Origin of the sequence: Streptomyces virginiae (assembly GCF_041432505.1) — a bacterium.
In the GTDB taxonomy this organism is placed as follows: domain Bacteria; phylum Actinomycetota; class Actinomycetes; order Streptomycetales; family Streptomycetaceae; genus Streptomyces; species Streptomyces virginiae_A.
This window is the reverse complement of record NZ_CP107871.1, coordinates 4,112,710-4,136,450: the sequence shown is the minus strand read 5'-3', so window position 1 is coordinate 4,136,450 and position 23,741 is coordinate 4,112,710. Positions and strand designations below refer to the sequence as shown.

General features: G+C 72.3%; 28 protein-coding genes. 21 read left to right on the top strand and 7 right to left on the bottom strand.

Going from position 1 to position 23,741, the window contains the following annotated elements; genetic code table 11:
- Positions 1-80: 80 nt before the first annotated feature.
- Entirely contained in the window at positions 81-866 is a 786-nt protein-coding gene (locus OG624_RS19285) for an alpha/beta fold hydrolase (RefSeq protein WP_161294982.1), read from the bottom strand.
- A 128-nt stretch (positions 867-994) separates the two neighbouring features.
- Here OG624_RS19285 and OG624_RS19280 point away from each other — a divergent pair, with 128 nt between their 5' ends.
- Together OG624_RS19280 and OG624_RS19275 are read left to right on the top strand one after the other, a co-directional pair.
- Positions 995-1,564, top strand: coding sequence for a TetR/AcrR family transcriptional regulator (locus OG624_RS19280; protein WP_033225913.1), 570 nt, complete (start codon positions 995-997; stop codon positions 1,562-1,564).
- 87 nt (positions 1,565-1,651) lie between these two features.
- On the top strand, positions 1,652-2,560 hold the full coding sequence (locus tag OG624_RS19275) for a phosphatidylinositol-specific phospholipase C (RefSeq protein ID WP_051763902.1): 909 nt from the start codon (positions 1,652-1,654) through the stop codon (positions 2,558-2,560).
- Here the strand turns inward: OG624_RS19275 and OG624_RS19270 are convergent.
- From OG624_RS19270 to OG624_RS19260, 3 genes are all read right to left on the bottom strand, one after another.
- Positions 2,540-3,973: a sensor histidine kinase gene (locus tag OG624_RS19270; RefSeq protein ID WP_266352356.1), complete on the bottom strand. Its 1,434-nt coding sequence runs from the start codon at positions 3,971-3,973 to the stop codon at positions 2,540-2,542. The genes OG624_RS19275 and OG624_RS19270 overlap by 21 nt on opposite strands.
- Entirely contained in the window at positions 3,970-4,701 is a 732-nt protein-coding gene (locus OG624_RS19265; RefSeq protein WP_033225910.1) for a response regulator transcription factor, read from the bottom strand. Before OG624_RS19265 ends, OG624_RS19270 begins: the two co-directional genes overlap by 4 nt.
- 75 nt (positions 4,702-4,776) lie before the next feature.
- Positions 4,777-6,018 (bottom strand): S1C family serine protease, encoded by a 1,242-nt coding sequence (locus tag OG624_RS19260; RefSeq protein ID WP_371639631.1) that lies wholly within the window; start codon positions 6,016-6,018, stop codon positions 4,777-4,779.
- A 141-nt stretch (positions 6,019-6,159) separates the two neighbouring features.
- On the opposite strand from OG624_RS19260, the gene OG624_RS19255 reads away from it, so the two are divergent.
- Positions 6,160-7,200, top strand: coding sequence for a MerR family transcriptional regulator (locus OG624_RS19255; protein ID WP_371639630.1), 1,041 nt, complete (start codon positions 6,160-6,162; stop codon positions 7,198-7,200).
- 7 nt (positions 7,201-7,207) lie between these two features.
- On the opposite strand, the gene OG624_RS19250 is transcribed toward OG624_RS19255, so the two are convergent.
- Both OG624_RS19250 and OG624_RS19245 read right to left on the bottom strand, forming a co-directional pair.
- On the bottom strand, positions 7,208-8,230 hold the full coding sequence (locus OG624_RS19250) for a LacI family DNA-binding transcriptional regulator (RefSeq protein ID WP_030728501.1): 1,023 nt from the start codon (positions 8,228-8,230) through the stop codon (positions 7,208-7,210).
- Positions 8,231-8,254: 24 nt separating this feature from the next.
- Positions 8,255-9,070 (bottom strand): response regulator transcription factor, encoded by an 816-nt coding sequence (locus tag OG624_RS19245; protein ID WP_033225907.1) that lies wholly within the window; start codon positions 9,068-9,070, stop codon positions 8,255-8,257.
- Positions 9,071-9,529: 459 nt separating this feature from the next.
- On the opposite strand from OG624_RS19245, the gene OG624_RS19240 reads away from it, so the two are divergent.
- The 13 genes from OG624_RS19240 (at position 9,530) to ygfZ (ending at position 19,490) form a co-directional block, all read left to right on the top strand.
- Complete coding sequence (locus tag OG624_RS19240) at positions 9,530-9,784, top strand: MoaD/ThiS family protein (RefSeq protein ID WP_030387258.1); 255 nt, start codon at positions 9,530-9,532, stop codon at positions 9,782-9,784.
- Between the two features lie 10 nt (positions 9,785-9,794).
- Positions 9,795-11,390, top strand: a complete 1,596-nt coding sequence (locus tag OG624_RS19235; RefSeq protein ID WP_371639629.1) for a hypothetical protein — start codon at positions 9,795-9,797, stop codon at positions 11,388-11,390.
- A 63-nt stretch (positions 11,391-11,453) separates the two neighbouring features.
- Positions 11,454-12,170 carry an LmeA family phospholipid-binding protein gene (locus OG624_RS19230; protein WP_033225904.1) on the top strand — a complete coding sequence of 239 codons (717 nt, stop codon included), beginning with the start codon at positions 11,454-11,456 and terminating at the stop codon, positions 12,168-12,170.
- Positions 12,171-12,325: 155 nt separating this feature from the next.
- Positions 12,326-12,415 carry an Ms5788A family Cys-rich leader peptide gene (locus OG624_RS19225; RefSeq protein WP_350875872.1) on the top strand — a complete coding sequence of 30 codons (90 nt, stop codon included), beginning with the start codon at positions 12,326-12,328 and terminating at the stop codon, positions 12,413-12,415.
- A gap of 176 nt (positions 12,416-12,591) precedes the next feature.
- Entirely contained in the window at positions 12,592-13,437 is an 846-nt protein-coding gene (locus OG624_RS19220) for a sulfurtransferase (RefSeq protein ID WP_033225903.1), read from the top strand.
- 63 nt (positions 13,438-13,500) lie between these two features.
- Positions 13,501-13,791 carry a DUF1416 domain-containing protein gene (locus OG624_RS19215; protein WP_030011783.1) on the top strand — a complete coding sequence of 97 codons (291 nt, stop codon included), beginning with the start codon at positions 13,501-13,503 and terminating at the stop codon, positions 13,789-13,791.
- Between the two features lie 64 nt (positions 13,792-13,855).
- Positions 13,856-14,200: a DUF3099 domain-containing protein gene (locus OG624_RS19210; RefSeq protein WP_371589828.1), complete on the top strand. Its 345-nt coding sequence runs from the start codon at positions 13,856-13,858 to the stop codon at positions 14,198-14,200.
- 197 nt (positions 14,201-14,397) lie between these two features.
- Positions 14,398-15,105 carry a hypothetical protein gene (locus OG624_RS19205; RefSeq protein ID WP_244291001.1) on the top strand — a complete coding sequence of 236 codons (708 nt, stop codon included), beginning with the start codon at positions 14,398-14,400 and terminating at the stop codon, positions 15,103-15,105.
- Positions 15,102-15,989, top strand: coding sequence for a hypothetical protein (locus OG624_RS19200; protein ID WP_051763891.1), 888 nt, complete (start codon positions 15,102-15,104; stop codon positions 15,987-15,989). Before OG624_RS19205 ends, OG624_RS19200 begins: the two co-directional genes overlap by 4 nt.
- Positions 15,986-17,080 carry a hypothetical protein gene (locus OG624_RS19195; RefSeq protein WP_371639628.1) on the top strand — a complete coding sequence of 365 codons (1,095 nt, stop codon included), beginning with the start codon at positions 15,986-15,988 and terminating at the stop codon, positions 17,078-17,080. The genes OG624_RS19200 and OG624_RS19195 overlap by 4 nt, the downstream gene beginning before the upstream one ends.
- Positions 17,081-17,360: 280 nt before the next feature.
- Entirely contained in the window at positions 17,361-17,933 is a 573-nt protein-coding gene (locus OG624_RS19190) for an FABP family protein (RefSeq protein ID WP_030659031.1), read from the top strand.
- A gap of 105 nt (positions 17,934-18,038) precedes the next feature.
- Complete coding sequence (locus tag OG624_RS19185; protein WP_234319345.1) at positions 18,039-18,494, top strand: Fur family transcriptional regulator; 456 nt, start codon at positions 18,039-18,041, stop codon at positions 18,492-18,494.
- 21 nt (positions 18,495-18,515) lie between these two features.
- Entirely contained in the window at positions 18,516-19,490 is a 975-nt protein-coding gene (gene ygfZ, locus OG624_RS19180; protein ID WP_033225901.1) for a CAF17-like 4Fe-4S cluster assembly/insertion protein YgfZ, read from the top strand.
- Between the two features lie 9 nt (positions 19,491-19,499).
- Here the strand turns inward: ygfZ and dtd are convergent, their stop codons facing one another.
- Entirely contained in the window at positions 19,500-19,925 is a 426-nt protein-coding gene (gene dtd, locus OG624_RS19175; protein WP_033225900.1) for a D-aminoacyl-tRNA deacylase, read from the bottom strand.
- A gap of 136 nt (positions 19,926-20,061) precedes the next feature.
- On the opposite strand from dtd, the gene OG624_RS19170 reads away from it, so the two are divergent.
- The 5 genes from OG624_RS19170 to OG624_RS19150 all read left to right on the top strand — a co-directional run bounded on the left by OG624_RS19170 (position 20,062) and on the right by OG624_RS19150 (position 23,717).
- A complete protein-coding gene (locus OG624_RS19170) occupies positions 20,062-20,637 on the top strand; it encodes an RsiG family protein (protein ID WP_033225898.1) in 576 nt (191 codons plus the stop codon).
- Positions 20,638-20,698: 61 nt separating this feature from the next.
- Positions 20,699-21,943, top strand: coding sequence for a GNAT family N-acetyltransferase (locus OG624_RS19165; RefSeq protein WP_371639627.1), 1,245 nt, complete (start codon positions 20,699-20,701; stop codon positions 21,941-21,943).
- Positions 21,944-21,979: 36 nt separating this feature from the next.
- On the top strand, positions 21,980-22,741 hold the full coding sequence (locus OG624_RS19160) for a putative protein N(5)-glutamine methyltransferase (RefSeq protein WP_266352333.1): 762 nt from the start codon (positions 21,980-21,982) through the stop codon (positions 22,739-22,741).
- Between the two features lie 4 nt (positions 22,742-22,745).
- Positions 22,746-23,192: a hypothetical protein gene (locus OG624_RS19155; RefSeq protein WP_371639626.1), complete on the top strand. Its 447-nt coding sequence runs from the start codon at positions 22,746-22,748 to the stop codon at positions 23,190-23,192.
- A gap of 150 nt (positions 23,193-23,342) precedes the next feature.
- Positions 23,343-23,717: a helix-turn-helix domain-containing protein gene (locus OG624_RS19150; RefSeq protein ID WP_033225890.1), complete on the top strand. Its 375-nt coding sequence runs from the start codon at positions 23,343-23,345 to the stop codon at positions 23,715-23,717.
- Positions 23,718-23,741: the final 24 nt, after the last annotated feature.

The window sequence follows — 23,741 nt, the reverse complement described above, 5'->3', positions numbered from 1 at the left end:
GCCCTGGAGGGGCGGCGGGCCATGGGCCCGCCGCCCCTTCGGCTTTTCCCCGTGCACCCCCGTGGCGCGGGGAGGACGGATCAGAGGGTGGCCAGGAACGTCCCGACCGCGGTGTGGAAGCCGTCCGGGTTCGTGAACGGCACGAAGTGGTCGCCGTCGAGGGGCGCGTACGAGGTCTTCGGGCGCCGGGCGACCATCGCGTCGGCCATGGGCTGCGTGAGCGCCTGGCTGTCGGTGCCGTGGATCAGCAGGGCCGGGCAGGTGCTCGCGAGCCAGGTGCCCCAGTGGTCGCCCTCGCAGGCGTGGATGGAGTCGAGCATGTCCTGCGGGTGGTAGGCCAGGCGCCATCCGGTGCCGTCGGTCAGGGGGCGCAGTCCGTCGGCGACGAAGGGCGCGGCCGGTCCGGCGGCGGCGAGGAGTTCCTCGCGGGTGGGGGCGGTGTAGGGGAGGCCGCCCAGGAAGTCCCACCAGTTCTGTCCGGTGGGGATGCGGATCTCGACGGTGGCGTCGACGTCGATGAGCGCGGAGATCCGGTCGGGGTGGGTGGCGGCGAGGTGGCAGGCGTTGAGGCCGCCGAGGGAGTGGCCGAGGAGCGGCACCGGGGTGTCGATGCCCAGGTGGTCGAGGAGGGCGACGGCGTCGCGTACGTAGCCCTCGCGGTGGTGATCGGGCGCGCGGTCGGAGTCCCCGTGGCCGCGCTGGTCGGGGGCGATGACCCGCCAGGCGTCGCCGAGGGCGGCGGCGAGGCCGGTGAAGGCGAGGGCTTCGGACATGCCGCCGTGCAGGGCGAGGAGTGGGCGGCCCGTGCCGCCGAAGTCCACGTAGGACAGGGTGCGGTCGTCGATCTTCATCTCGTGGCGCTGCATGGTGGTCCTCCCCGTTTCGTCGATCTTTGTCGATCTGCCGATGGCTGCAGCCTGCCAGGATTTGGGCAAGCGCGCAATACGTTCGTCTTGCGCGCTTGCCCAAGAGGGGGCGCGGCTACGATCCCCGCATGGGAAATCGCGAGGACCTGCTGGCCGGAGCCCGGCACTGCCTGGAGGAGAAGGGCTATCTGCGCACGACCGTGCGCGACATCGCCACGGCCTCGGGGGTGAGCATGGCCGCGATCGGCTATCACTTCGGGTCCCGGGAGGCCCTTCTCAACCAGGCGCTGTTCGCCGCCATGGAGGAGTGGGCCGCGGGAGCCGGTCGACTCACCGGTGAGGGGGAGACCGCCGGGGAGCGCTACGCCGACACCTGGGACCGCAAGATCCGCGACTTCGGCGAGATGCGCTGGCTCTGGCTGGCGTCCGTCGAGGCCTTCGTCCACGCGCAGTCCTCGCCCGAGCTGCTCGCGATCCTCGCCGAGGGGCAGCGCCGCAATCGCCGGATGGTGGCCGCGGCCCTGCGCGGGGTGCCGCCGCAGGAGGTCTCCGAGGAGGACGTACGGGCTCTCGGGTCGATGCACATCGCGCTGCTCAGCGGGGTGATGGTGCAGACCCTGACCGATCCGGAGCAGGCGCCCGACGGGCGCGAGCTGCTCCAAGGACTGCGCTCCATGGTCGAGTTGCTCGAAAGCTGACCCCTACCGACAGGTAGCAAAGCTGACGTGTGCACGCCATAATCCGGCCATCATCGGGTCGGCGAAGGGGCGGACATGGGCATCGGCATGGGCATCGGCACGAGCTCGGGTACGGGCGCGGGCACGAGCACGGGCGTGGACCGGCGGGCGTTCCTGGTCGGAGCACTGGCCGCGGGCGCTGCCCTCGGACTGGGCGCCGCACCCGCCTCGGCCGCGACGCTCGGCACCCAGGACTGGATGGCCGGCCTCGGCGACTCCACCGCCCTCCAGCGCATGACCATCCCCGGCACCCATGACTCCGGCGCCACCAAGGGCGGCCTCTACGTCGCCTGCCAGAACACCTCGATCGCCCAGCAGCTCGACTCGGGGATCCGCTTCCTCGACATCCGCTGCCGGGTCACCGGCGGCTCCTTCGCCATCCACCACGCGGCGTTCTTCCAGGACCTGATGTTCGGGGACGTCCTCGTCGCCTGCTGGAACTTCCTCGCCGCGCACCCTTCCGAGACGGTCCTGATGCGCGTCAAGCAGGAGTACTCCGGGGAGAGCGACGCCACCTTCCGCGCCGTCTTCGACGACTACCTGAACAACCGCGGCTGGCGGCCCCTGTTCCGGATCGCCGACTCCCTGCCCACCCTCGGACAGGCCCGCGGCAAGGTGGTCCTGCTCGCCGACAACGGCGGCCTGCCGGGCCTGCGCTACGGCGACGGCAACGTCTTCGACATCCAGGACGACTACAACACGGAGCCCTTCGCCAAGCGCGGCCGGATCGAGAACCACTTCCGCAAGGCCGTCCAGCAGCCCGGCAAGCTCTTCGTCAACTACGTCAGCACCGCCGCCTACATGCCCCCGCGCTGGAACTCCGACCGCCTGAACCCGCAGGTCCACGGCTTCGTCGACGGCGGGGAGATGGCCGGCCGGACCGGGCTCGGCATCGTCCCCATGGACTTCCCGAACACCCGCTCCGGCCTGGTCACCTCACTGATCCGGCACAACTGACGGATCGGACGGCGGCGGCGTCGGCGCCCCCGGGATGTGGAGCACCGCCTCCGTGCCCGGGCCCCCGTCGGCCGCCGCCCGCAGCTCGGCGCTGCCGCCCGCACGCGCCGCCGTACGGGCCACGATCGACAGGCCCAGCCCGCTGCCGGGCAGGGCGCGGGCCGACTCGGACCGCCAGAACCGCTCGAAGACGTGCGGCAGGTCCTCGGCCGGGATGCCCGGACCGTGGTCCCGTACGGTCAGCCGGCCCGCCCGCAGCGACACCTCGACGGTGCCGCCCGGCGGGCTGAACTTCACCGCGTTGTCCAGGACGTTGACGATTGCCCGCTCCAGCGCCGCCGCCTCGCCCCGGACGTACCAGGGCCGCAGGTCCGAGTCGAAGCGGAGCTCCGGACCCCGCAGCCGGGCCCGGGACAGCGCGGCCCTGGCGATCTCGTGCAGGGCGACCACTCCGAGCGGGCCGGGGGAGGCCGCGTCCGGCCGGGACAGCTCCTGCAGGTCGCCGATCAGGGAGGCCAGCTCCGTCATCTGCGCCTTGACCGAGGCCAACAGCTCCCGCCGGTCGTCGGGCGGGATGGCCCGGCCGGTCTCCTCGCTGCGGGCGAGCAGCTCGATGTTGGTGCGCAACGAGGTCAGCGGGGTGCGCAGCTCGTGGCCGGCGTCCGCGATCAGTTGGGCCTGCCGCTCCTGGGAGGAGGCGAGGGCCGCCGTCATCGAGTTGAAGGACCGCGACAGGCGGGCGATCTCGTCGTCCCCCTCGTCGGGGATCCGTACGGTCAGGTCCTCGGTCCGGGCGATGTGCTCGACGGCGTCGGTCAGTTCGTCGACCGGCTGCAGTCCCGTACGGGCCACCCACAGGCCGGCGGCGCCCGCGCCGACGACCCCGATGCCGCAGACCAGGAGCAGCACCCAGGCCAGGGTGGACAGGGGCTTGTCGATGTCGGCGAGCGGCTTGGCCACGGACAGCGCGGCGGGCTGACTGCCCACGAGGGCGGGCTGCGTGTAGACGCGGACCGGGATGCCGTTGGAGGTGGTCGCGTCGTAGAGCACGGGGCCCCGGCGCCGCTGGGCGACCTCCAGGTCGATCGCGGTGACCTTCAGGGTGTTGTTGCCGTCGACCCAGCAGTGGCCGCCGTCCTGCAGCACGATCTGCACCTGGGCGCTGAGGTTGTTGGCCGCCTGGTCCGGCAGGGGCGGACCGGGGACGCAGCGCAGCTTGGCGTAGACCTGGTTGGCCTGGGCCGCGGCATCGGTGGCGCGCAACGAGCTGTCCAGCTGTTCGCTCAGCTGGGTGCGGACCATCACCCAGGACACCCCCGCCACGCCCGCGACCGCGAGCGCCACCGCCACCGTGACCAGCAGGGCGAGGCGGGAGCGCAGCGGCAGCGCGCGGAATCTGGCCGTAGGGCTCACTCCGGCCCGCTCTCGCCGGCGCGCAGGGCGTAGCCGACCCCGCGCACGGTGTGGACCAGGCGCGGCTCGCCGCCCGCCTCGGTCTTGCGGCGCAGGTACATCACGTACACGTCCAGGGAGTTGGAGCTGGGCTCGAAGTCGAAGCCCCAGACGGTCTTGAGGATCTGCTCGCGGGTCAGGACCTGGCGGGGGTGCGCGAGGAACATCTCCAACAGGGTGAACTCGGTCCGGGTCAGCTCCACCGGCCGCCCGGCCCGGGTGACCTCGCGGGTCGCGAGGTCCATGCGCAGGTCGGCGAAGGTCAGGGCGTCCTCGTGGCTCTCGCCCACCGCCTGCGGGGCGGCGTAGGAGCTGCGGCGCAGCAGGGCGCGGACCCGGGCGAAGAGCTCGTCGAGTTCGAACGGCTTGACGAGGTAGTCGTCGGCGCCCGCGTCGAGGCCGGTGACGCGGTCGCCGACGGTGTCGCGGGCGGTGAGCATCAGGATCGGCGTCACGCTGCCGGAGGCCCGCAGCCGGCGGGCGGCCGTCAGCCCGTCCATCCGGGGCATCTGGATGTCCAGGACGATCAGGTCGGGGGCGTACGAGGCCGCCCGGTCGAGGGCGTCGAGCCCGTCGACGGCCGTCTGCACGGCGTACCCCTCGAAGGCGAGACTGCGGCGCAGGGCCTCGCGTACGGCCGGTTCGTCGTCGACGACGAGGATCCGCGCTTCGCCTTCGGCGGGGTTCATGGATGGGTCTCCCGGAGGTGGTGGTCGGCCGTGGAGTGCGGCACGGGACGGCGCCTCCAGCCTCGCACGGGTGGGTCAGAAGCTGGTGCCGAAGCCGTCCGCGGCGGAGCCGGAGCCGGAGCCGGAGTCGGGGTCGGTGTCGGAGGAGCCCGCGCCGCCGGGGCCGCCCTTGCGCAGGGAGTCCAGGTCGGCCTTGATCGTGTCGACGGGGATGGCGAAGCCGAGGCCGACGCTGCCGGCGGCCGCGTTGCCGGAGGCGGGGGAGTAGATCGCGGAGGGCATGCCCACGATCCGGCCGTTCATGTCGACGAGGGCGCCGCCGGAGTTGCCCGGGTTGAGGGAGGCGTCCGTCTGGAGGGCCTTGTACGAGGTGGTGTCGGAGCCGGTGTTCCCGTTGAACTGGCGGCCGCCGAAGGAGAACGGCCAGCTGTCCTCGCCCTGCTGCCGGCCCTGCGGGGACTGCTGCTCCGACTTCGGCACCTTCACCTCGCGGTTGAGGGCGGAGACGATGCCGCTGGTGACGGTGCCGGTGAGGCCGTCGGGGGAGCCGATGGCGACGACCTGGTCGCCGACCTTGACGCCGCCGGAGTCGCCGAGTGTGGCGGGCTTCAGCCCGGAGGCGCCCTGGAGCTTGATCAGCGCCAGGTCCTTGGCGGGGTCGGTGCCCACGATCTTGGCCGGGTACTTCTTGCCGTCGCTCATCGTCACCTGGACCTCGGCGGCGCCGCTCACCACGTGGTTGTTGGTGACGATCTCGCCGTCGGCGGTCAGGACGATGCCGGAGCCGGTGCCCTGGCCGGAGCCGGTACGGACGTCGATGCGCACGACCGAGGGGCTGACCTGCTCGGCGACTCCGGCGACGGTGCCGGAGCTGGACCGCGAGACGGTGGTGCCGTCGACCCCGCCGGTGCCGCCGGCCTGCCGGTCCATCAACTGCTCGACGGCGGCCGCCGTACCGCCACCGACCAGGGCCGCGGCGAGCGCCACGGCGGCCAGCAGGGCGACGGGCCGCTTGGCACGGGGAGCGGGGGCGGCGGCGTGGGCGGGCCCCTGAGAGCCGCCGCCCTCGTACCCGCCGCCCTCGTACCCGCCGCCTTCGCCCGCGCCGCCCGCGCCCGCCGGGACCGTCTCGCCCCGGATGACCTGCGGCTGCGGCTGGTGCGCCTCGTGCCAACCGGGTGCGGCGGGCGGGTACGAGGGCGGCGGCGGGTAGGCCGCCGCCCCTGCGCCGGCCGCGGGGTACGCGCCGAACGGCGCGTGCGGGGCCGGGCTGTTCTCCTGCGGGTACTCGCCTTCGCGGCGGAAGCTGTCGGTCATGACACAGACTCTGACCGCCGATCATGAGAGCTTCCTGAGTCAGGCCTGAGAAGCCCGACAGAACCGGGTACGAGCGACATGAGAACCGGCCTTGACCCTCGACCTGGTGGAGGTCCCAGAGTCACGGGTGTGGAGAGCGAGATGCACAGCATTGGTGAGATGGGCCGCGCCAGCGGGCTGGGCGTGAGCGCGCTGCGCTTCTACGACCGGGCGGGCGTCCTGCCGCCCGCCCGGGTGGATCCGGCGACCGGATACCGCTGGTACGCCCCCGAACAGCTCGACGAGGCCCGGCTGCTGGCCCGGCTGCGGCAGGCGGGGATGCCGCTCGCGGACATCCGGCTGGTGCTGGCGGCCTGGTCCGGCGGGGACACCGGCCTGGTGCCCCGGCTGCTGGACGGGCACCTGCGACGCCTCGAACGCGAGCTCGCCGATGCGCGCGGCGCGCTCTCCGCGGTACGCGCGCGACTCGGACACAAGGAGAACACCATGACCACCACCACCGCCCCCACCACCCGGCTGACCGTGCCCGCCACGGAGTTCGCGGCCGCGCTGGACGCCGTACGCTTCGCCGCCGGGACCGACCCCGAGCTGCCGGTGCTCGGCGGGATCCACTTCGACGTGGAGGAGGCGGACCTGCACGTCGTGGCCACCGACCGCTACCGGATGGCCGTGGCCCGCGCCTCGACCACCGGCCACGGCGGCGAGCGGATCCGGCTGACCGTGCCCGCCCCGCTCGTGGACGCCATGCGGGCCCTGCTGAGCGACGACTCCCCGGCCGTGCTCACCGTGGACGGGGACGGGATCGAGCTGGAGACGCAGGGCCGCCGCGTCGCCGGGCGGGTCCTGGGCGAGGAGTTCCCCGACTACCGCCGCCTGACCCGGCTCCCCGAGGGCCGCCGTATCCCGCTGGACGTGCCGACCCTGCGCACGGCCCTCGTCGGGCAGGACGGTGAACGGTGCGCCCTCCTCCTGACCGACACCGTGACCGTCGCCGACGAGGCGGACGAGCCCGGCACCGGGGATCTGGTCGGGGTCGACCCCACCTTCCTCCTCGACGCGCTCGCCGTCGGGGACGACGCCATGCTGCTGGAGTACGTGGGCCCCAAGGCTCCGCTGGTGCTCCTGTGCCCCGACACCGAGGACGCCTACTCCCTGCTGATGCCGTGCACGCTCGACGCGTGACCTGAGCTCAGCGGCAGCCGCAGGAGCGGCGGATCACCAGCGCCGACGGGAACTGCTTCAGCCGTTCCCGTCGGGAGCCGGCCACGCGCAGGCCGTCGTCCAGGACCAGGTCGACGGCCGCACGGGCCATCGCCGGGCGGTCCGAGGCGATCGTGGTCAGCGGCGGGTCGGTGAGGGCGGCTTCCTTGACGTCGTCGAAGCCCGCGACGGCCAATTCCCCGGGCACGTCGATGCGCAGCTCGCGCGCGGCGCGCAGCACACCGATGGCCTGGTCGTCCGTGGCGCAGAAGATGGCCGTCGGCCGGTCGGGCCGCGCCAGGACCTCCAGGGCGACCGTGTACGCGTCGTAGCGGTTGTACGGGGCCTCGATGAGCCGGCCCTCGACCGAACGGCCGGCCTCCTGCATGGCCCGCCGCCAGCCCTCGACGTGGTCGGCCACCGGGTCGCCGACGGACGGGGTGTTCTCGACGCCGCCGATGCAGGCCACGTACTCGTGCCCGTGCTCCAGCAGGTGGCGGGTGGCGAGCTGGGCGCCGCCGATGTCGTCGGTGACGACGGCGACGTCGTCGATCGCCTCCGGGCGCTCGTGCAGCAGCACGATCCGGGCGTCCCAGGCCTCGATCTCCGACGCGGCGCGCTCGCTCATGCCCTGGCTGACGAGGATCAGGCCCGAGACCCGCATGCCGAGGAAGGCGCGCAGGTAGTGGACCTCGCGCTCGTCCCGGTAGTCGGAGTTGCCGACCAGCACCATCTTCCCGCGCTCGGCGGCGGCCTGTTCGACCGCGTGCGCCATCTCCGCGAAGAAGGGCTGCCGGGCGTCCGGGACGATCATGCCTATGAGGTCGGTGCGCCGCGAAGCCATCGCCTGGGCGACCCGGTCCGGGCGGTAGCCCAGGTCCTTGATCGCGGCGAGGACACGCTCGCGCGTGGCCGGGGCAACCGGCCGGGGTCCGTTGTTGATGACGTAGCTCACGACGGCGGTAGACGTACCCGCAAGTCGTGCAACGTCATCCCGCGTCACCTTGGCCACGCGCGGCAGTCTACGCGGGGTGACCTACCTCTGGGCAGGGCGTCCGGCCGAGTGGATGCTCACAGCGTCTTCGGCCGATCGGGTGACGGCCGGGGCCGGCTGCGCGGCGGTCTGGGCCGCTGCCTTGGCGGCCGCCTGGGCCGCGGCTTCCGCCGCCGCACGCTCGACCTTCTCCGGCGTGACGAAGCGGTAGCCGACGTTGCGGACCGTCCCGATCAGGGACTCGTGCTCGGGGCCGAGCTTGGCGCGCAGCCGCCGTACGTGCACGTCGACGGTCCGGGTGCCGCCGAAGTAGTCGTAGCCCCAGACCTCCTGCAGCAGCTGGGCGCGGGTGAAGACCCGGCCCGGGTGCTGGGCGAGGTACTTGAGCAGCTCGAACTCCTTGAAGGTGAGGTCCAGCACGCGCCCCTTGAGCTTGGCGGAGTACGTGGCCTCGTCCACCGACAGGTCGCCGTTGCGGATCTCCATCGGGGAGTCGTCCGAGCCCAGCTGCTGGCGGCCGGTGGCCAGCCGCAGCCGCGCCTCGACCTCGGCCGGGCCCGCGGTGTCCAGCAGGACGTCGTCGATGCCCCAGTCGGCGGTGACGGCCGCCAGGCCGCCCTCGGTGACGACCAGGATCAGCGGACAGCCGGGTCCGGTGGAGCGCAGGAGCTGGCACAGCGACCGCACCTGCGGCAGGTCGCGGCGGCCGTCCACGAGGATGACATCGGCTCCCGGGGTGTCCACCAGGGCGGGGCCCTCGGCCGGGGCGACCCGGACGTTGTGCAGCAGCAGGCCGAGGGCGGGCAGCACCTCGGTGGACGGCTGCAGGGCGTTGGTGAGCAGCAGGAGTGAGCTCACGACCGACCACCCGCCCGGGTCGGACGGTGGTGCACGGTTCGCTGGTCCATCACGTCGGTTCCTCCTCGGTCCCGTCGAGGACATGCGCGGTACTGCTTCGTACGTTGTGCCCGGCGTCCCCGCGGCCCCGCGCCCTGGGGTCCGCATGGATACCACTGTTCTCGGTTCGTTCAACGTGCTGAAAGCACAAAAGGACCCGGGGGCAACGTTGCCCGGATCCTCTCGCCAAGCAGAATAGCCCACCCGTCGATGCGTGGCAGAGGCTTCTTCCGCTTCCACTTCTGTGGTTCATGCCACGCTCCGGCCCTGCATGAGCCCAGGTTTCACCGGATCGGGGGCCCGCCGAGCGGTACCTCGGGGCCGGCGGGCGCACACCCGGCGCGTCGGGGCACGCGGGGGTCGGCAGCGGGAGGGGCCATCATGGAGGCCGACGGTAGAGAGCCGACGATAGGAGCTGCAGTGGCAACCGGAACCATCCGCTACTGGGCGGCGGCCAAGGCCGCGGCCAAGACGGCGGAGGAGCCGTACTCGGCGGGCACACTCGCCGAGGCGCTCGACGCCGTGCGGGAGCGCCACCCGGGTGAGCTGACCCGGGTCCTGCTGCGCTGCTCCTTCCTCGTGAACGACGAGCCTGTGGGCAAGCGCCCGCATGATTCCGTCCCGCTGACCGAGGGGGGCACCGTCGAGGTGCTCCCGCCGTTCGCGGGCGGGTGAGCGGGAGCCGATGAGTACGCCTGAGGAACAGCAGCGCCGGCAGTACGCGCAGCAGCAGCACCAACAGCAGCAGCAGGAACAGCACCAGCCGCAGGAACAGCAGCAGGATCCGTACGGGACCCAGACCTGGCAGTCCGACACCTGGGACACCAGCTACCAGCCGGTGCATCCGCCGCTGGGCGCGGTGCCCGGGCAGCCGGTGGCGCCCGAGGGCTGGTTCCGTGAGGAGGCCCCGGCGGCCCCCGCCGCCCCGGGCCCCTGGCCGGACGGCTCCGCCTCCGCCGCCGGTGGCTACGCCCCCGCCCAGGCGCCGACGCCCGACCCGTACCCGCAGCAGCCGGCGGGGCCGGAGAGCTGGTACCGCGACGAGGTCCAGGCCCCGGCTCCCGCTCCGGCTCCCGCTCCGGCTCCCGTGCAGGGCTGGCCGCAGGGCGCCGAGACGGCCTACCTGCCGCCGTACCCCGGCCCCGAGCAGCAGCCGCAGCAGCAGCCGGTCGCTCCGGAGGGCTGGTTCCGCGACGAGGCCCCGGCCCAGGCTCCCGCACCGGCCCCCGCCCCGGCTCCGGTCCAGGACTGGCCGCAGGGCGCCGAGACGGCCTACCTGCCGCCGTACCCCGGCCCCGAGCACGACCCGCAGCCCCAGTCCCAGCCGCAGCCGCAGCCGCAGCCGCAGTCCCAGCCCCGGCAGCACCGGAAGCCGCCGGTGGCCGACGAGTCCGCCGCCGAGCGGACCGCCTACCTCCCGCCGCAGCCGGCCGCCGCCGCGGGCGAGGACCCGGCCGAGGCCCCGGGTGAGCCGCTGGAGATCACCTCCTGGTCCCCGCCCACCCTCGCCGGCAACACCCTGCGCGCCGTCGACCCGGCCCAGGCGCGCGCCGAGGGCCGGTCGCCGATCATCGACCCCGGCCCGCAGTCCGCCATACTGACCGCCGTTCTCGGGCTGCTGCTCGCCGTGGCCGCCGCCGTCGGGCAGTACGCCCTGCTCCTGCCGCTGATCGCCCTGCAGGGCCTCACGGCTGCCGGCTGGTTCCGGCTCAACGGCATGTGGCCCGCCCGCCAGGGCATCGCCCTCGCCTTCGCCGGAGCCGTCGCCGCCGACGCGGCCGTGCTCGCCGTCGACCCCTCGTACGGGCCCGGCGCGATCGTCGGGACCCTGGGCGCCTGGGTGCTGCTCACGCTCGTCCTGCAGCTGCGCAGCCACGCCGATCCCGACGAGCGGATGTACGGGCTGATGGCCTCGGTGGCCTCGGCCGCCCTCGCCATCATCTGCGCCGGCTATCTCGCGGCCGACTCCGCCGCCGCCACGGTCGGCGCCGCGGCCGTCGCGGTCGCCGTCTTCGCCCGGGCGCTGCCGCTGCCCACCGCTCCCTCGGTCGGCGTCTCGCTGGCCGCGGCCACCGGCGCCGGCATCGCGGTCGGCGGGCTGACCTCGGTCGGTACGGGCGGGGCGCTGATCGGCCTCGTCGCCGGGGTGTGCGCGCTGGTCGGCCTGCGCGTCGCGGCGTACGACTACCCGTCGAAGTTCGTGCACATGACGGCCGGTGTGGCCCTGCCGCTCGCGGCGGCCGCCCCCGCCGTGTACCTGATCGGCCGGGTGGTGGGCTGATCCCTGCCTGACGGCGGGCATGGTCAACTAGACCGCACGTACCGACTAGTAGGGGGAGGGAACGTGCGTTTCCTGCGCGTCGTTGTGATCATCGGAGTGGTTCTCGGGGGCCTGTTCGTGGGCGTGGACCGCTGGGCCGCGAGCTACGTCGAGAACCGGCTGGCCGACCGAATACAGGCGCGGCAGGGCCTGGCCGGTTCCTCGGAGGTGGAGGTCCACGGCTTCCCCTTCCTGACCCAGGTGCTCAACCGCGATCTCGACCGGGTCGACCTCAAGCTGCGGGGCGTCGAGATCACCGCCGAGGACCGCAGGACGCGGCTCTCGGAGCTGGACGCGAGCTTTCGCGGCGTGAAGCTGAACGGTGACTACAGCGGCGGCACCGCCGCGCGGGCCGAGGGCACGGCGCTGATCACGTACGCCGACCTGACGGCGGCCTCGCAGACCGGCGCGACCCTCTCCTACGGCGGGGCGCCGGGCAAGGTGAAGGTCACCGCGGCGGTGGACCTCCTCGGCAAGACCCTGACGCACAGCGTGGTGTCGACCGTCACCCTGGAGGACGCGCCCGGCGGAAAGGGCGGCAAGATCGTCCGCGTGCGCGCCGACGAGGTGCCGGGCGGGAGCGTTCCCGGGGTCGAGAAGCTGATCCGCAAGAAGACCGACTTCGACCGCAATCTCGACAGCGGCATGCCGGCCGGACTCCAGCTCTCGTCCCTGACCTCGGACGAGGCCGGTGTGCACCTCACGCTGGGCGGTACGAACGTGGTGGTGGCCGGATCGTGAGACGGCGCGGTCCGATCCGCAGAAGGACGGGCCGCACGGCGGGCACCCGGGGCGGCGCGGCGGCCGCCCAGGGGCCTTTGATCCCACTATTCGGACGATCCTGTCTCGACATATGACACACCGGTGACAGGGCGGCCGATTCGTCCCTACGATCCATGGCTATGAAGCATCAGCAGGCGGACCTCACGAAGCGACGGGCAGTAGACCTGTGTCGCGTCGCCGCCATGCTCTGTCGATCCATGTGACCTGTGAGCGCATCCGCTCCATCGACCGGACGACGGCCCTACGGCCCTTCCCGCGTGACCGCACCAGCCTCCTGAACCCCTGACGCCTCCCCGCGCAGGACCTCGAGCGCACCCGCAGGCACGCAGTACGCGTCACCCGCACAGCCCCGCCGCACACTGCCCCGGAGGAGAACATCATGAGCCGCAGCGACGTCCTCGTAGACGCCGACTGGGTCGAGGCCCACCTGAACGACGCCGATGTCGTGATCGTCGAGGTGGACGAGGACACGTCCGCGTACGACAAGAACCACATCACCAACGCGGTTCGGATCGACTGGAAGACCGACCTCCAGGACCCGGTCCGCCGCGACTTCGTGGACCAGGAGGGCTTCGAGAAGCTCCTCTCCGCCAAGGGGATCTCCAACGACGACACCGTCGTCCTCTACGGCGGCAACAACAACTGGTTCGCGTCCTACGCCTACTGGTACTTCAAGCTCTACGGTCACCAGGACGTGAAGCTCCTCGACGGCGGCCGCAAGAAGTGGGAGCTCGACTCCCGCGACCTGGTCGACGGCAAGGAGGTCCCGAACCGCCCGGCCACCACGTACAAGGCCAAGGCCCAGGACACCTCCATCCGCGCCTTCCGCGACGACGTCGTGGCCGCGATCGGCTCCCTGAACCTGGTCGACGTGCGTTCGCCCGACGAGTTCTCCGGCAAGCTGCTCGCCCCGGCGCACCTCCCGCAGGAGCAGTCGCAGCGCCCCGGTCACGTGCCGAGCGCCCGCAACATCCCGTGGTCGAAGAACGCCAACGACGACGGCACCTTCAAGTCGGACGACGAGCTGACCGCCCTGTACCAGGCGGAGCAGGTCGATCTGGCGAAGGACACCATCGCCTACTGCCGCATCGGTGAGCGCTCCGCGCTCACGTGGTTCGTGCTGCACGAGCTCCTGGGCCAGGAGAACGTCAAGAACTACGACGGTTCGTGGACCGAGTACGGCTCGCTCGTCGGCGTGCCGATCGAGCTCGGCCCCAACAAGTAATCCAGATCAGCGGGCACGCGACGCCCTCGTAGGTACGACTTCTCTCAGGACAGGACAGAGAACATGTGTGGAGCACAGATCGGCGGGCCCGACCTCGCGACGCTGAAGCCCGGTGAGACCGCCATCCAGGGCCAGATCACCAAGGACGGCGAGCCGGTGTCCGGCTACGTCCGCCTGCTGGACTCGACCGGTGAGTTCACCGCGGAGGTCCCGACCTCGGCGACCGGTCAGTTCCGCTTCTACGCCGCCACCGGCTCCTGGACCCTGCGGGCGCTCGTCCCGGGTGCCCAGGCCGACCGCGCCGTGGTCGTCGCCGAGGCCGGCGGCGTGACGGACGTGGCGATCGCGGTCTGAGCACCGCACATGTGATCGCCTGATCGAACGGCCGAAGGGCCGCACCCCCGGGGGTTGGACGCCACTGGAACGGGGTGCGGCCCTTCGTGCCGTCCGCGCGCGCCCGCACCCTTGCGCGCGGGGGCGCCGGATCTACGCTGGAGGCATGTACGCCCGGCGTCGACGCGTCTACTTCCTGCTCATGGGCGGATGCCTGTTCCTGTTCGTATCCGCCTGGGCCTTCGTGCGCCTGTTCTCGGTGGAGGCCGCGGTGGCCATGTGCGTGGTCGCGATGGTCATCCCCCCGGTCGCCGCGATGATCGCCAACCGGCGCGGCCCGGACGACCGCTGGTGGGACGACCCCTCGGGCGACGCGAAGTCCGACGAGTGGTGGGACGAACTGGACGGAAAGCGGCGTCACGAGGATTGAAACCTCACGAGACGAGAATGTGATCTACGTTCGCACAACTGCTCCCCCCTGCTACGGGTCATGGGGTACGCGCGGGTAACCAGCCCGCGCCACCAGTCCTGTGGGGGACCCTTTTGGAACACGAACAGACCATCCCGGAGCAGCGGAAAGAGGGGGAGAGTGCACCGGAGTCGGACACTTCGGTCCCGCGCCGCCGGGTGGGGCGCACGGCTCTCCTGATCGCGGGCGCGGCCGCGCTCGGCGTCCTCGCCGGGACGATCACCGGCTACGCGGTCCAGTACGACCGCGATCCGACGCCGCTGCCGCCGCTGGCCCAGCAGAAGATGGCCGCGCCGAAGCCGCAGGCGATGAACGACGCGACGACCCGGCGCTCGATCAACGCCAACCGCTGGCACAAGGCGGACGAGGAGCTGGCCAAGAAGCTGCTGGACGTCCCGAGCGGAGCGAAGAGCGAATTCTCGGGCGGCCTTCCGCTGGACATGTTCGCCGCGGGCTACTACGAGGAGGTCTCCGGGGGGCTCGGCACCCTCATCACCGACCGGACCCGGAGCATCGCCTCCGTGGAATGGGTCGAGTCCGACCGGAACTTCATCGAGATCAACCTGATCCAGTTCCACGACCGCAACGAGGCCGAGGACTTCCAGCTGGGCATCGAGCACTACATGCCCACCAAGGAGTACGCGGGCAATGCGGGCAAGGAGGTGTCGGGGGTTCCCGACGAGTTCGGCCACATGTGGGTCGACTCGAAGGCGCAGGAGAAGGCGGGCTACGAGCCGCTCCGCGGTGGCCGTGCCGTCGTCCGCCGCGGCGACATCGTGGTGACCGTCCAGTACGTGAACAACCGCGGCGAGGTCGACGAGAACGCCCTGGCCGACCTGGCCAAGCGACAGATGGAGCGGCTGTGAGCGAGCAGCAGAACGTGAGCGAGCAGCAGAGCGTGACCGACGCCGCAGGCGCGGGCCCCTGGGCCGAGCCGCAGCCGACGGACGCCGCGGGGCCCTGGGCCGTGCCGACGGACGTCACCGGGCCCCGGCGCAAGATGAACCGCAAGGTGGTCACGCTGGTGGCGGCCGGGGTGGGCGTCGTCGTCCTCGTCGGCGGCGGCCTCGGAGCGGCGGCCGTGCTCGCCGGCGCCGACCGGACCTCGCCGACGCGGTACTGGCTGGCCGAGGACCACACGACCAGCGGCACGCAGGCCCCGGTGCCGTCCGTGCCCCCGAACGCGCTCACGGGCAAGTTGCTGCCGATGCCCAAGGACTACTGGGCCGGCCCCGACATCGACAAAGAGGGCAACTTCTACTTCATCTCGGGCGACCGGGCACTGGAGACCTTCAAGGACACCCGCAAGGGCCTGTCCAGCAGCCGGCGCGGCGAGCGCGACAAGGTGCTCGCCGACCTGAAGCTCAAGGGGCTGGCCGGGCGCAGCTACTCGCGCAAGGACGGTGTCGGCGGCGGTGTCGTCGCCGAGATCCAGCTCGTGCAGGCCGACCCGCAGCAGCTCACCAAGTTCGGCGAGTTCGCCGGGAAGCTGATCGAGCTCTCCGGTTCCGACGGCGAGGCGCCGAAGGTGGACGGCCACCCGCAGGCCAAGTGCTCGGTGAACTCCGTCGTCGTCGAGGAGGACAAGAACAAGAAGGAGAAGCTCCAGTCCCTCGACTGCCTGGCCGTCGAGGGCGACCTCATGGTGAGTTTCCGGATGTACGGCAGCGAGGGATTCGTGGTGAAGGACGCCGCGAGCCTCTTCAAGCAGCAACTCGACCACATCAAGTCCCCCGGAGAGTCCGCGTGAGCGAGCAGACCACCACCGCGGCCACCGGGCCCGAGCCGGCGCCCGTGACCGCCCCGGAACCCACCGCCGCGGTCACGGAGCCCACCGACACGCCCACGGAGACCGCCGCGACCGAGGCGTCCCCCGAGGCCGTCACCGAGGCTCCCGTGCCCCCCGAGGCTCCGGCGACCCCCGGGGCTCCCGCCACCGCCGAGGCTCCCGCCACCGCCGAGGCTCCCGCCACCGCCGAGGCTCCCGCGACCGCCGAGGCGGTCGCCGAAGCCCCTGCGGCCGCCGAGGCCGTGCCGGCCGCGCCCAAGGACCGGCGCAAGCTGTTCGCCGCCCTGCGCTGGACCGCCGCCGTCGTCGTCTTCGCCACGGTCGGCGCGGGAGTCGCGTACGGGATCACCCGGCCCGAGCGCACCGACATCCCCGGCCTGTCCACCGAGGGCGACGGCCGCTGGACGTTCCCCACGCTGTCCCAGCCCGCGCTGCCCGCCGGCGCCCCGCTGCCCCAGGGCCCGGACAACGAGGACGGGACGCACTACGCGGCGCTCACCGGCCTGCTGCTGCCCGCCCCCGTGGGCTCCAAGGTCGACGACACGGTCAAGGCGGACAAGGACGGGACGGTGCCGGTCGACGCCTTCCTGGAGGAGTACACGCCCGAGGAGCGTCCGAAGCTGAAGCAGTCCCTCGAATGGGACGGGCTGCGGCAGATCGCCGGTCGGGGCTGGACGACGGCGGACGGCACCCGTACGCACGTGTACCTGCTGCGCTTCCACTCCTCCGGCTTCGTGGACGCGTTCAAGGGCTGCGACAGCAACATGCGGCTGAACGGGGTCTCGGCCCTCGACCTGGACGACGTGTGGAGCAAGGCCAAGAACAACCAGATGAACAGCACCACGCTGGACTTCCCGGGGGCGGCCAACTTCGACGGTACCGAGCTCAGCGTGTACCAGGAGCTGAAGCCCCTGCTCGGCGAGGAGCAGAGCAAGATCGGGTGCCTCCGGACGGGTGACGTCCTCGGCATGGTCGTCCAGACCCGAAAGGGCGAGGTGGCCCCCGTTCCGTTCCACCAGACCGTGATCCTGCAGAGCCAGCTGCTCAGCTGACCGCCGGGCCGGTCCCGAGCCGGACCGGGGGTACGGGCCACCTCGCACGGTGTGCCCGGCCCCGGCCCAGTACGCTTGGGAACCGGCCCGTACCCCCGAACGAATTCCGAGGAGCACCCCGTGCTTGAGGCAGTCTTCACCTCCCTGCTGGTCCTGGTCTGCGTCGGCGTCATGGCCTTCACCGGCCTGGCCGTCAAGAAGCTGTACCAGGGTCAGCGCTGAGCATCCGCTCAGCAGACCGCCCCGGAACCCCTCCCACAGATCGCCTGAGCAGCCATTCATGATCCAGATCCCGTCCGACCTGAACCCGGGCCTCGTCCCCCTCGCCTTCCTCCTCGGCAACTGGGAGGGTGCGGGAGTCTTCGACTTCCCCGGTGAAGAGAAGTGCAACTTCGGCCAGGAGGTCGTCTTCAGCCACGACGGCCGGGACTTCCTGGAGTACACCTCCCACACCTGGGTCCTCGACGCCGAGGGCAACAAGGTGCGGCCGCTGGAGTCCGAGTCGGGCTACTGGCGCATCGACAAGGACCGCAAGGTCGAGATCGTCATGGTCCGCGACCAGGGCGTCGTCGAGGTCTGGTACGGCGAGCTCGCCGACCAGAAGCCCCAGATCGACCTGGTCACCGACGCGGTCGCCCGTACCGCGGCCTCCGGCCCGTACAGCGGTGGCAAGCGGCTCTACGGCTATGTGAAGAGCGACCTCATGTGGGTCGGCGAGAAGGCCACGCCGGACGTCGAACTGCGTCCGTACATGTCGGCCCAGCTGAAGAAGGTCGTCACGCCCGAGGAGGTCGCCGAGATGGCGCGCAACCTCCCGGACATGCCGGACGACGGCATCGCCTTCTTCCGCTGAGCCCACAGGCCGTACACACGTACGCGCGTACACACGTACGCAAGGCTGTGCGAAAGGGGATCGCGGGACCGCCCGCGGTCCCCTTCGCGCGCATACACTGGCCGGGTGGGGAGCAGCGTGGACACCGAAAGCTCTGACTGGAAGAGCGACCTGCGGCAGCGCGGATACCGGCTGACACCGCAGCGCCAGCTCGTGCTGGAAGCCGTCGACGCGCTGGAGCACGCCACCCCGGACGAGATCCTCGTCGAGGTGCGCAAGACCGCCTCCGGGGTCAACATCTCCACCGTCTACCGGACCCTGGAGCTCCTGGAGGAGCTCAAGCTGGTCTCGCACGCCCACCTCGGGCACGGAGCCCCCACCTACCACCTCGCCGACCGGCACCACCACATCCACCTGGTCTGCCGTGACTGCGCCGAGGTCATCGAGGCGGACGTGGACGTCGCCGCCGAGTTCACGGCGAAGCTCCGGACCACCTTCGGTTTCGAGACCGACATGAAGCACTTCGCGATCTTCGGGCTGTGCCGCAAGTGCGCCGCGAAGCAGCGTGCCGCGCAGTCGTAGCAGGGTCGTACGCTTGGTCCCATGACCAGCAGCCCCTTGCTCCATCTCCCCGGCGCCGTACCGGCCGAAGGCCGTGACGAGGGCGTCGCCGCCCACTACGGCGAGCTGTACGGCGAACAGCGCGCCCTCGCGGAGGGGCGCGGCTTCGTCGACCTCTCGCACCGCGGAGTCGTCACCGTCAGCGGGCCGGAGCGCCTGAGCTGGCTGCACCTGCTGCTCACCCAGCACCTCACCGAGCTGCCGGTCGGGCAGGCCACCGAGGCGTTGATCCTCTCCGCCAACGGGCACATCGAGCACGCGCTCTACCTCGTCGACGACGGCGAGACCACGTGGGCGCACGTGGAGCCGGGCACCCAGGGCGAGCTGATCGCCTACCTGGAGTCCATGAAGTTCTTCTACCGCGTCGAAGTCGCCGACCGCACCGAGGAGTTCGCGGTCGTACACCTCCCGGCCGGCTCCATCGCCGAGGTCCCCGGGGACAAGGAGCACGTCGTCCGGGAGACCGCGTACGGCCGGGACCTCTTCCTGCCCCGCGCCGAGCTGGAGTCCTTCGCCGCCGCGCACGGCCCGGCCGCGGGCCTGCTCGCGTACGAGGCCCTGCGCGTCGAGGCGCACCGGCCGCGGCTCGGCCTGGAGACCGACCACCGCACCATTCCGCACGAGCTGGGCTGGATCGGCACCGCCGTGCACCTGCAGAAGGGCTGCTACCGCGGCCAGGAGACGGTCGCCCGTGTCCACAACCTGGGGAAGCCCCCGCGCCGCCTGGTCTTCCTGCACCTGGACGGCTCGGAGGTGCTGCTCCCGGCGCACGGCACCCCGGTGCGGCTCGCCTCGGACGGGGAGGAGGGCCGTCAGCTCGGCTTCGTGACCACGGCCGTCCGCCACCACGAGCTGGGCCCGATCGCCCTCGCCCTGGTCAAGCGGAACGTGCCGGTCGACGCGCCGCTGCTGGCCGGGAACACGGCCGCCGCGCAGGAGGTCGTCGTAGCACCCTGACCAGGCCGGTCAGATGTCGATGACGACGGTGAACGGGCCGTGGTTGGTGAGCGAGACCCGCATGTCCGCGCCGAACCGGCCCGTCTCCACCGTCGCACCCAGTGCGCGCAGCTGCGCCACGACCTCGTCGACCAGCGGCTCGGCCACCGGGCCGGGAGCCGCCGCGTTCCAGGTGGGCCGGCGGCCCTTGCGCGCGTCTCCGTAGAGCGTGAACTGGGAGATCACCAGCAGCGGTGCGCCGTGGTCGCTGCAGGACTTCTCGCCCTCCAGGATCCGTACGGACCACAGTTTGCGCGCCAGCAGCTCCGCCTTCTCCGGGGTGTCGTCGTGCGTCACCCCCACCAGCACGCACAGCCCCTCGCCGACGATCTCGCCCACGGTCTCGCCGCCCACGACGACGCTCGCGCCGTCCACCCTCTGCACCACTGCTCGCATACCACCTGTGTACCAGGCTTGCACCCGTCCGGGGCCGATCGGGTGGACTGGGACTGCGTGGGGGCCACGGGGAGTGGCACGATGCACGCAGGCGGTGCGGGTGCGCCGCACCGGTCGAGGGGACGGACCCGTTCGTATGAATACTTCTGGTACCTCCGTACCTGCGTCACCCGCTTCCGTCGCGGCTGCCGCGGTACGACCGCCCGCGCAACGCACGGCCGAGACGCAGGGGCCGCCGACCCCGACCACCGCGCTCGGACTGCCGGAACTGCGCGCGCTGCGCCGTGACGCGCAGCGCGACGAGGCCGATCTGAGCTACGTACGCAGACTGCTCCAGGGCCGCATCGACATCCTGCGGGCCGAGCTGGCCCGGCGGACGGACCCCGAGGCGCCGGTGGTGGACCGGCTCTCGGTGATCCTCGCCGACGCCCCCTCCAGCCGCAGCGCCTCGGCCCGGCACGTCACGCTCGGCACCCCGCACAGCGAGGAGTACCGGGTGTTGGCCGCGGAGATGCTGTCCGACGTGGAGCTCTCCGACCTGGGCGCCCGTACGGACGACGAACTGCACGACGGGATGGGCCGGCTGGTGCGCTACGAGCAGCAGGTCTCGCGGCGCCGCCGGCATCTGCAGCGCACGGTGGACGACTGCAGCGCCGAGATCACTCGGCGCTACCGGGAGGGCGAGGCGCAGGTGGACGACCTGCTCGCGTAGGCGGTGGCCTCGGGAAATATTCGGGCGACCGGTGGCGGTCGGGGGATTAGCGTGGGCGGTTATGAGTGCTGACGTCCGGCCGATCGCCGAATCCGAACTCCCCGCCTGGGTGCGCACCGTGCACACCGGTTTCCTGACCACGTCCCGGGTGACCGAGGCCGACATAGCCCAGCGCGCCAAGTACACCGACTTCTCGCGGACGTACGGGGCGTTCGACGCCGACAGTGGTCGCTGCGTGGCCGCCCTGCGCTCCTTCCCGCAGGAGCTGACGGTGCCCGGGGGAGCGGCCGTCCGCGCCACCGCGGTCTCCAGCGTGGGCGTGCTGCCCACCCACCGTCGCCAGGGCCTGCTGACCCGGATGATGGCCGCCGAGTTCGCCGCGGCCGAGGCGCGCGGCGACGCGCTCGCCACGTTGATCGCCGCCGAGTACCCGATCTACGGGCGGTACGGTTTCGGGCCCGCGACCTCCCTCGTGGAGTGGGAGATCGACGTCGCGCGCACCGGGCTCGACCGGCGGCTGTCGGCGCCGGCGGACGGCGGGCGGATCGAGCTGGTGGACGTCGAGGAGCTGCGGCGGGTGGGGCCCGAGCTGCACGAGCGGCTGCGGGCGGGCACTCCCGGGGCGGTGAACCGGGACGAGCGCTGGTGGAGCCTGGCGACCGGCCTGGAGGAGTGGTCGTACCAGCCCTTCCAGGACAAGTTCTACGCCGTGTACCGGACGGCGGCGGGCGAGGTGGCCGGCCTCGCCGTCTACGGCGCCGACGACCACTGGACGGACGCGAAGGTTCCGCAGAGCACCGTGCAGGTGCGGGACCTGCTGGCGGTCAGCCCGGAGGCGGAGCGGGCGCTGTGGCGGTTCCTGTGCTCGATCGACTGGGTGCTGAAGGTCCGCACCGGCTACCGGGCCCCCGACTCCCTCGTCCCGGACCTGCTGCCCGACCCGCGCTCGGCCCGTGTCGTCTCCGCCGCGGACTTCCTGTGGGTGCGGGTGCTGGACGTCGTACGGGCGCTGGGCGCGCGGACGTACGAGGTGCCCGGGGTGCTCGTCCTGGAGGTCACCGACGGGACGGGGCCGGCGGCCGGCCGCTACCGGCTGGACGCGGGCACCGGTGTGTGCGAGCGGACCGAGGAGGCGGCGGACCTGCGGCTGGACGTGGCCGTGCTGGGCTCCCTGTACCTGGGCGACGCGTCCGCGGTGCGACTGGCGGCGCTGGGACGGGTGACGGAGGAACGGCCGGGGGCGGCCGCACTGGCCGACGCCATCTTCCGTACCGCGCGCCGTCCGTGGTGCCCGGACATCTTCTGACCACGCGCTGATGACCGAGGACCGAGGACCGAACTCTTGACATCACTTGTGGAATCCCTGCGCGCGGCGGGCTGCGTCTTCGCGGAGGAGGAGGCGGAGCTCCTGACCGGGGCCGCCACGGACGCGGACCACCTGGCGGAGCTGCTGGCCCGTCGGGTGGGCGGCGAGCCGTTGGAACACGTCGTCGGCTGGGCGGAGTTCTGCGGACTGCGCATGGAGGTCGGCGCGGGCGCCTTCGTACCGCGCCGGCGCACCGAGTTCCTGGTGCGGGAGGCGGTGGCACTGGCCCGGCCCGGCGCGGTGGTGCTGGACCTGTGCTGCGGGGTCGGCGCCCTGGGCGCGGCGGTGGCCGCCGGCCTGCCGGGCGGTGTCGAGCTGCACGCGGCCGACATCGACCCGGCGGCGCTGGTGTACGCGCGGCGCAACGTGGCCCCGTACGGCGGCCGGGTGTGGGAGGGCGACCTGTATGCGGCGCTCCCGCCCTCGCTGCGCGGCCGGGTGGACGTGCTGGTGGTCAACGCCCCGTACGTGCCGACGGAGGAGATCGTCCTCATGCCGTCGGAGGCGCGCGACCACGAGCCGCTGGTCTCGCTGGACGGCGGTGCCGACGGCCTGGACATCCACCGTCGGGTGGCGGCGGGCGCGTTGCCCTGGCTGGCGCCGGGCGGTCACCTGCTGATCGAGACGAGCGCCCGCCAATCCCCGTCGACGGCCTCGGCCCTGACCTCGGCGGGCCTCGCGGTCCGGGCGGTGACCTCGGAGGAGCTGTACGCGACGGTGGTCATCGGGACGGCCTGACGACGTGGCGTTCGAGGTGCTGCCGGGCGCGGGTCTGGCCCTGCCGCGGGGCGCCGACGTCCTGCGGTTCGGCAGCTCCGAGCGGGAGGCCCGGTGGGCCGTCGCGACCTTGGCGGACGTGCGGGGGACGTGGGTCTGCGGGACGGGCTGGGCCTTCACCGCCCGCTACGAGGGCCTGGAGCTGCTGGCCTACGGGGACTGCCCGGACCGGCTCGGCCGCACCGGGCACGACCGGCACGGTCTGGCGGCCGTCCACCTCGGCCGGCACGAGGCGGAGCCGACCGGGCCGTCCGCGGTCCCGGTGGTCCTGTGCGGCGTCGACCTGTTCGGGTACCCGGCCGCCGAGGTGCTGGAGGCCCTCGGCCCGGGCCCGCACCCCGGCGTGACCCTCCCGCGGCCCGGCTCCCCGACCGCCCCCTACCTGCCGGAGGTACGGCTCACGGCCCTGTAGGCGGTGTCCTGCCCGAGCGGCGGGGCGAGCGCACAAGCTGCGGCGCCCGCCCGACCCGATCCACCGAGTATCTGCCGGGCGGCCGCCGCCGTGGGAGCTGTTGCAAGCAGGTCGCTTGCAATAGTTAGCAGAGTCGGGCAGGATCTCAGCATGGCATCGCTCAACGTCGGAAATCTCGGCGAGTACCTCCGTGAGCAGCGTCGGCAGGCCCAGCTTTCGCTGCGGCAGCTGGCGGAGCAGGCGGGGGTGTCGAATCCGTACCTGAGCCAGATCGAGCGCGGGCTGCGCAAGCCGAGCGCGGACATCCTGCAGCAGCTGGCCAAGGCGCTGCGGATCTCCGCGGAGACGCTGTACGTGCAGGCCGGGATCCTGGATGAGCGGGACCCCGACGAGGTGGAGACGCGAGCCGTCATACTCGCCGACCCGTCCATCAACGAGCGGCAGAAGCAGGTGCTGCTCCAGATCTACGAGTCGTTCCGCAAGGAGAACGCGCTCGACACGCCCGCCGACGAGATGCCGTCGTAGACGAACTGAAGTTGATCCGGGAGG

Coding starts and splice junctions, on each gene's coding strand:
- OG624_RS19285 (WP_161294982.1), bottom strand. CDS start 866: ATGCAGCGCCACGAGATGAAGATCGACGACCGCACCCTGTCCTACGTG.
- OG624_RS19280 (WP_033225913.1), top strand. CDS start 995: ATGGGAAATCGCGAGGACCTGCTGGCCGGAGCCCGGCACTGCCTGGAG.
- OG624_RS19275 (WP_051763902.1), top strand. CDS start 1,652: ATGGGCATCGGCACGAGCTCGGGTACGGGCGCGGGCACGAGCACGGGC.
- OG624_RS19265 (WP_033225910.1), bottom strand. CDS start 4,701: ATGAACCCCGCCGAAGGCGAAGCGCGGATCCTCGTCGTCGACGACGAA.
- OG624_RS19260 (WP_371639631.1), bottom strand. CDS start 6,018: ATGACCGACAGCTTCCGCCGCGAAGGCGAGTACCCGCAGGAGAACAGC.
- OG624_RS19255 (WP_371639630.1), top strand. CDS start 6,160: ATGCACAGCATTGGTGAGATGGGCCGCGCCAGCGGGCTGGGCGTGAGC.
- OG624_RS19235 (WP_371639629.1), top strand. CDS start 9,795: ATGAGTACGCCTGAGGAACAGCAGCGCCGGCAGTACGCGCAGCAGCAG.
- OG624_RS19225 (WP_350875872.1), top strand. CDS start 12,326: ATGGCTATGAAGCATCAGCAGGCGGACCTCACGAAGCGACGGGCAGTA.
- OG624_RS19220 (WP_033225903.1), top strand. CDS start 12,592: ATGAGCCGCAGCGACGTCCTCGTAGACGCCGACTGGGTCGAGGCCCAC.
- OG624_RS19215 (WP_030011783.1), top strand. CDS start 13,501: ATGTGTGGAGCACAGATCGGCGGGCCCGACCTCGCGACGCTGAAGCCC.
- OG624_RS19190 (WP_030659031.1), top strand. CDS start 17,361: ATGATCCAGATCCCGTCCGACCTGAACCCGGGCCTCGTCCCCCTCGCC.
- ygfZ (WP_033225901.1), top strand. CDS start 18,516: ATGACCAGCAGCCCCTTGCTCCATCTCCCCGGCGCCGTACCGGCCGAA.
- dtd (WP_033225900.1), bottom strand. CDS start 19,925: ATGCGAGCAGTGGTGCAGAGGGTGGACGGCGCGAGCGTCGTCGTGGGC.
- OG624_RS19170 (WP_033225898.1), top strand. CDS start 20,062: ATGAATACTTCTGGTACCTCCGTACCTGCGTCACCCGCTTCCGTCGCG.
- OG624_RS19165 (WP_371639627.1), top strand. CDS start 20,699: ATGAGTGCTGACGTCCGGCCGATCGCCGAATCCGAACTCCCCGCCTGG.
- OG624_RS19150 (WP_033225890.1), top strand. CDS start 23,343: ATGGCATCGCTCAACGTCGGAAATCTCGGCGAGTACCTCCGTGAGCAG.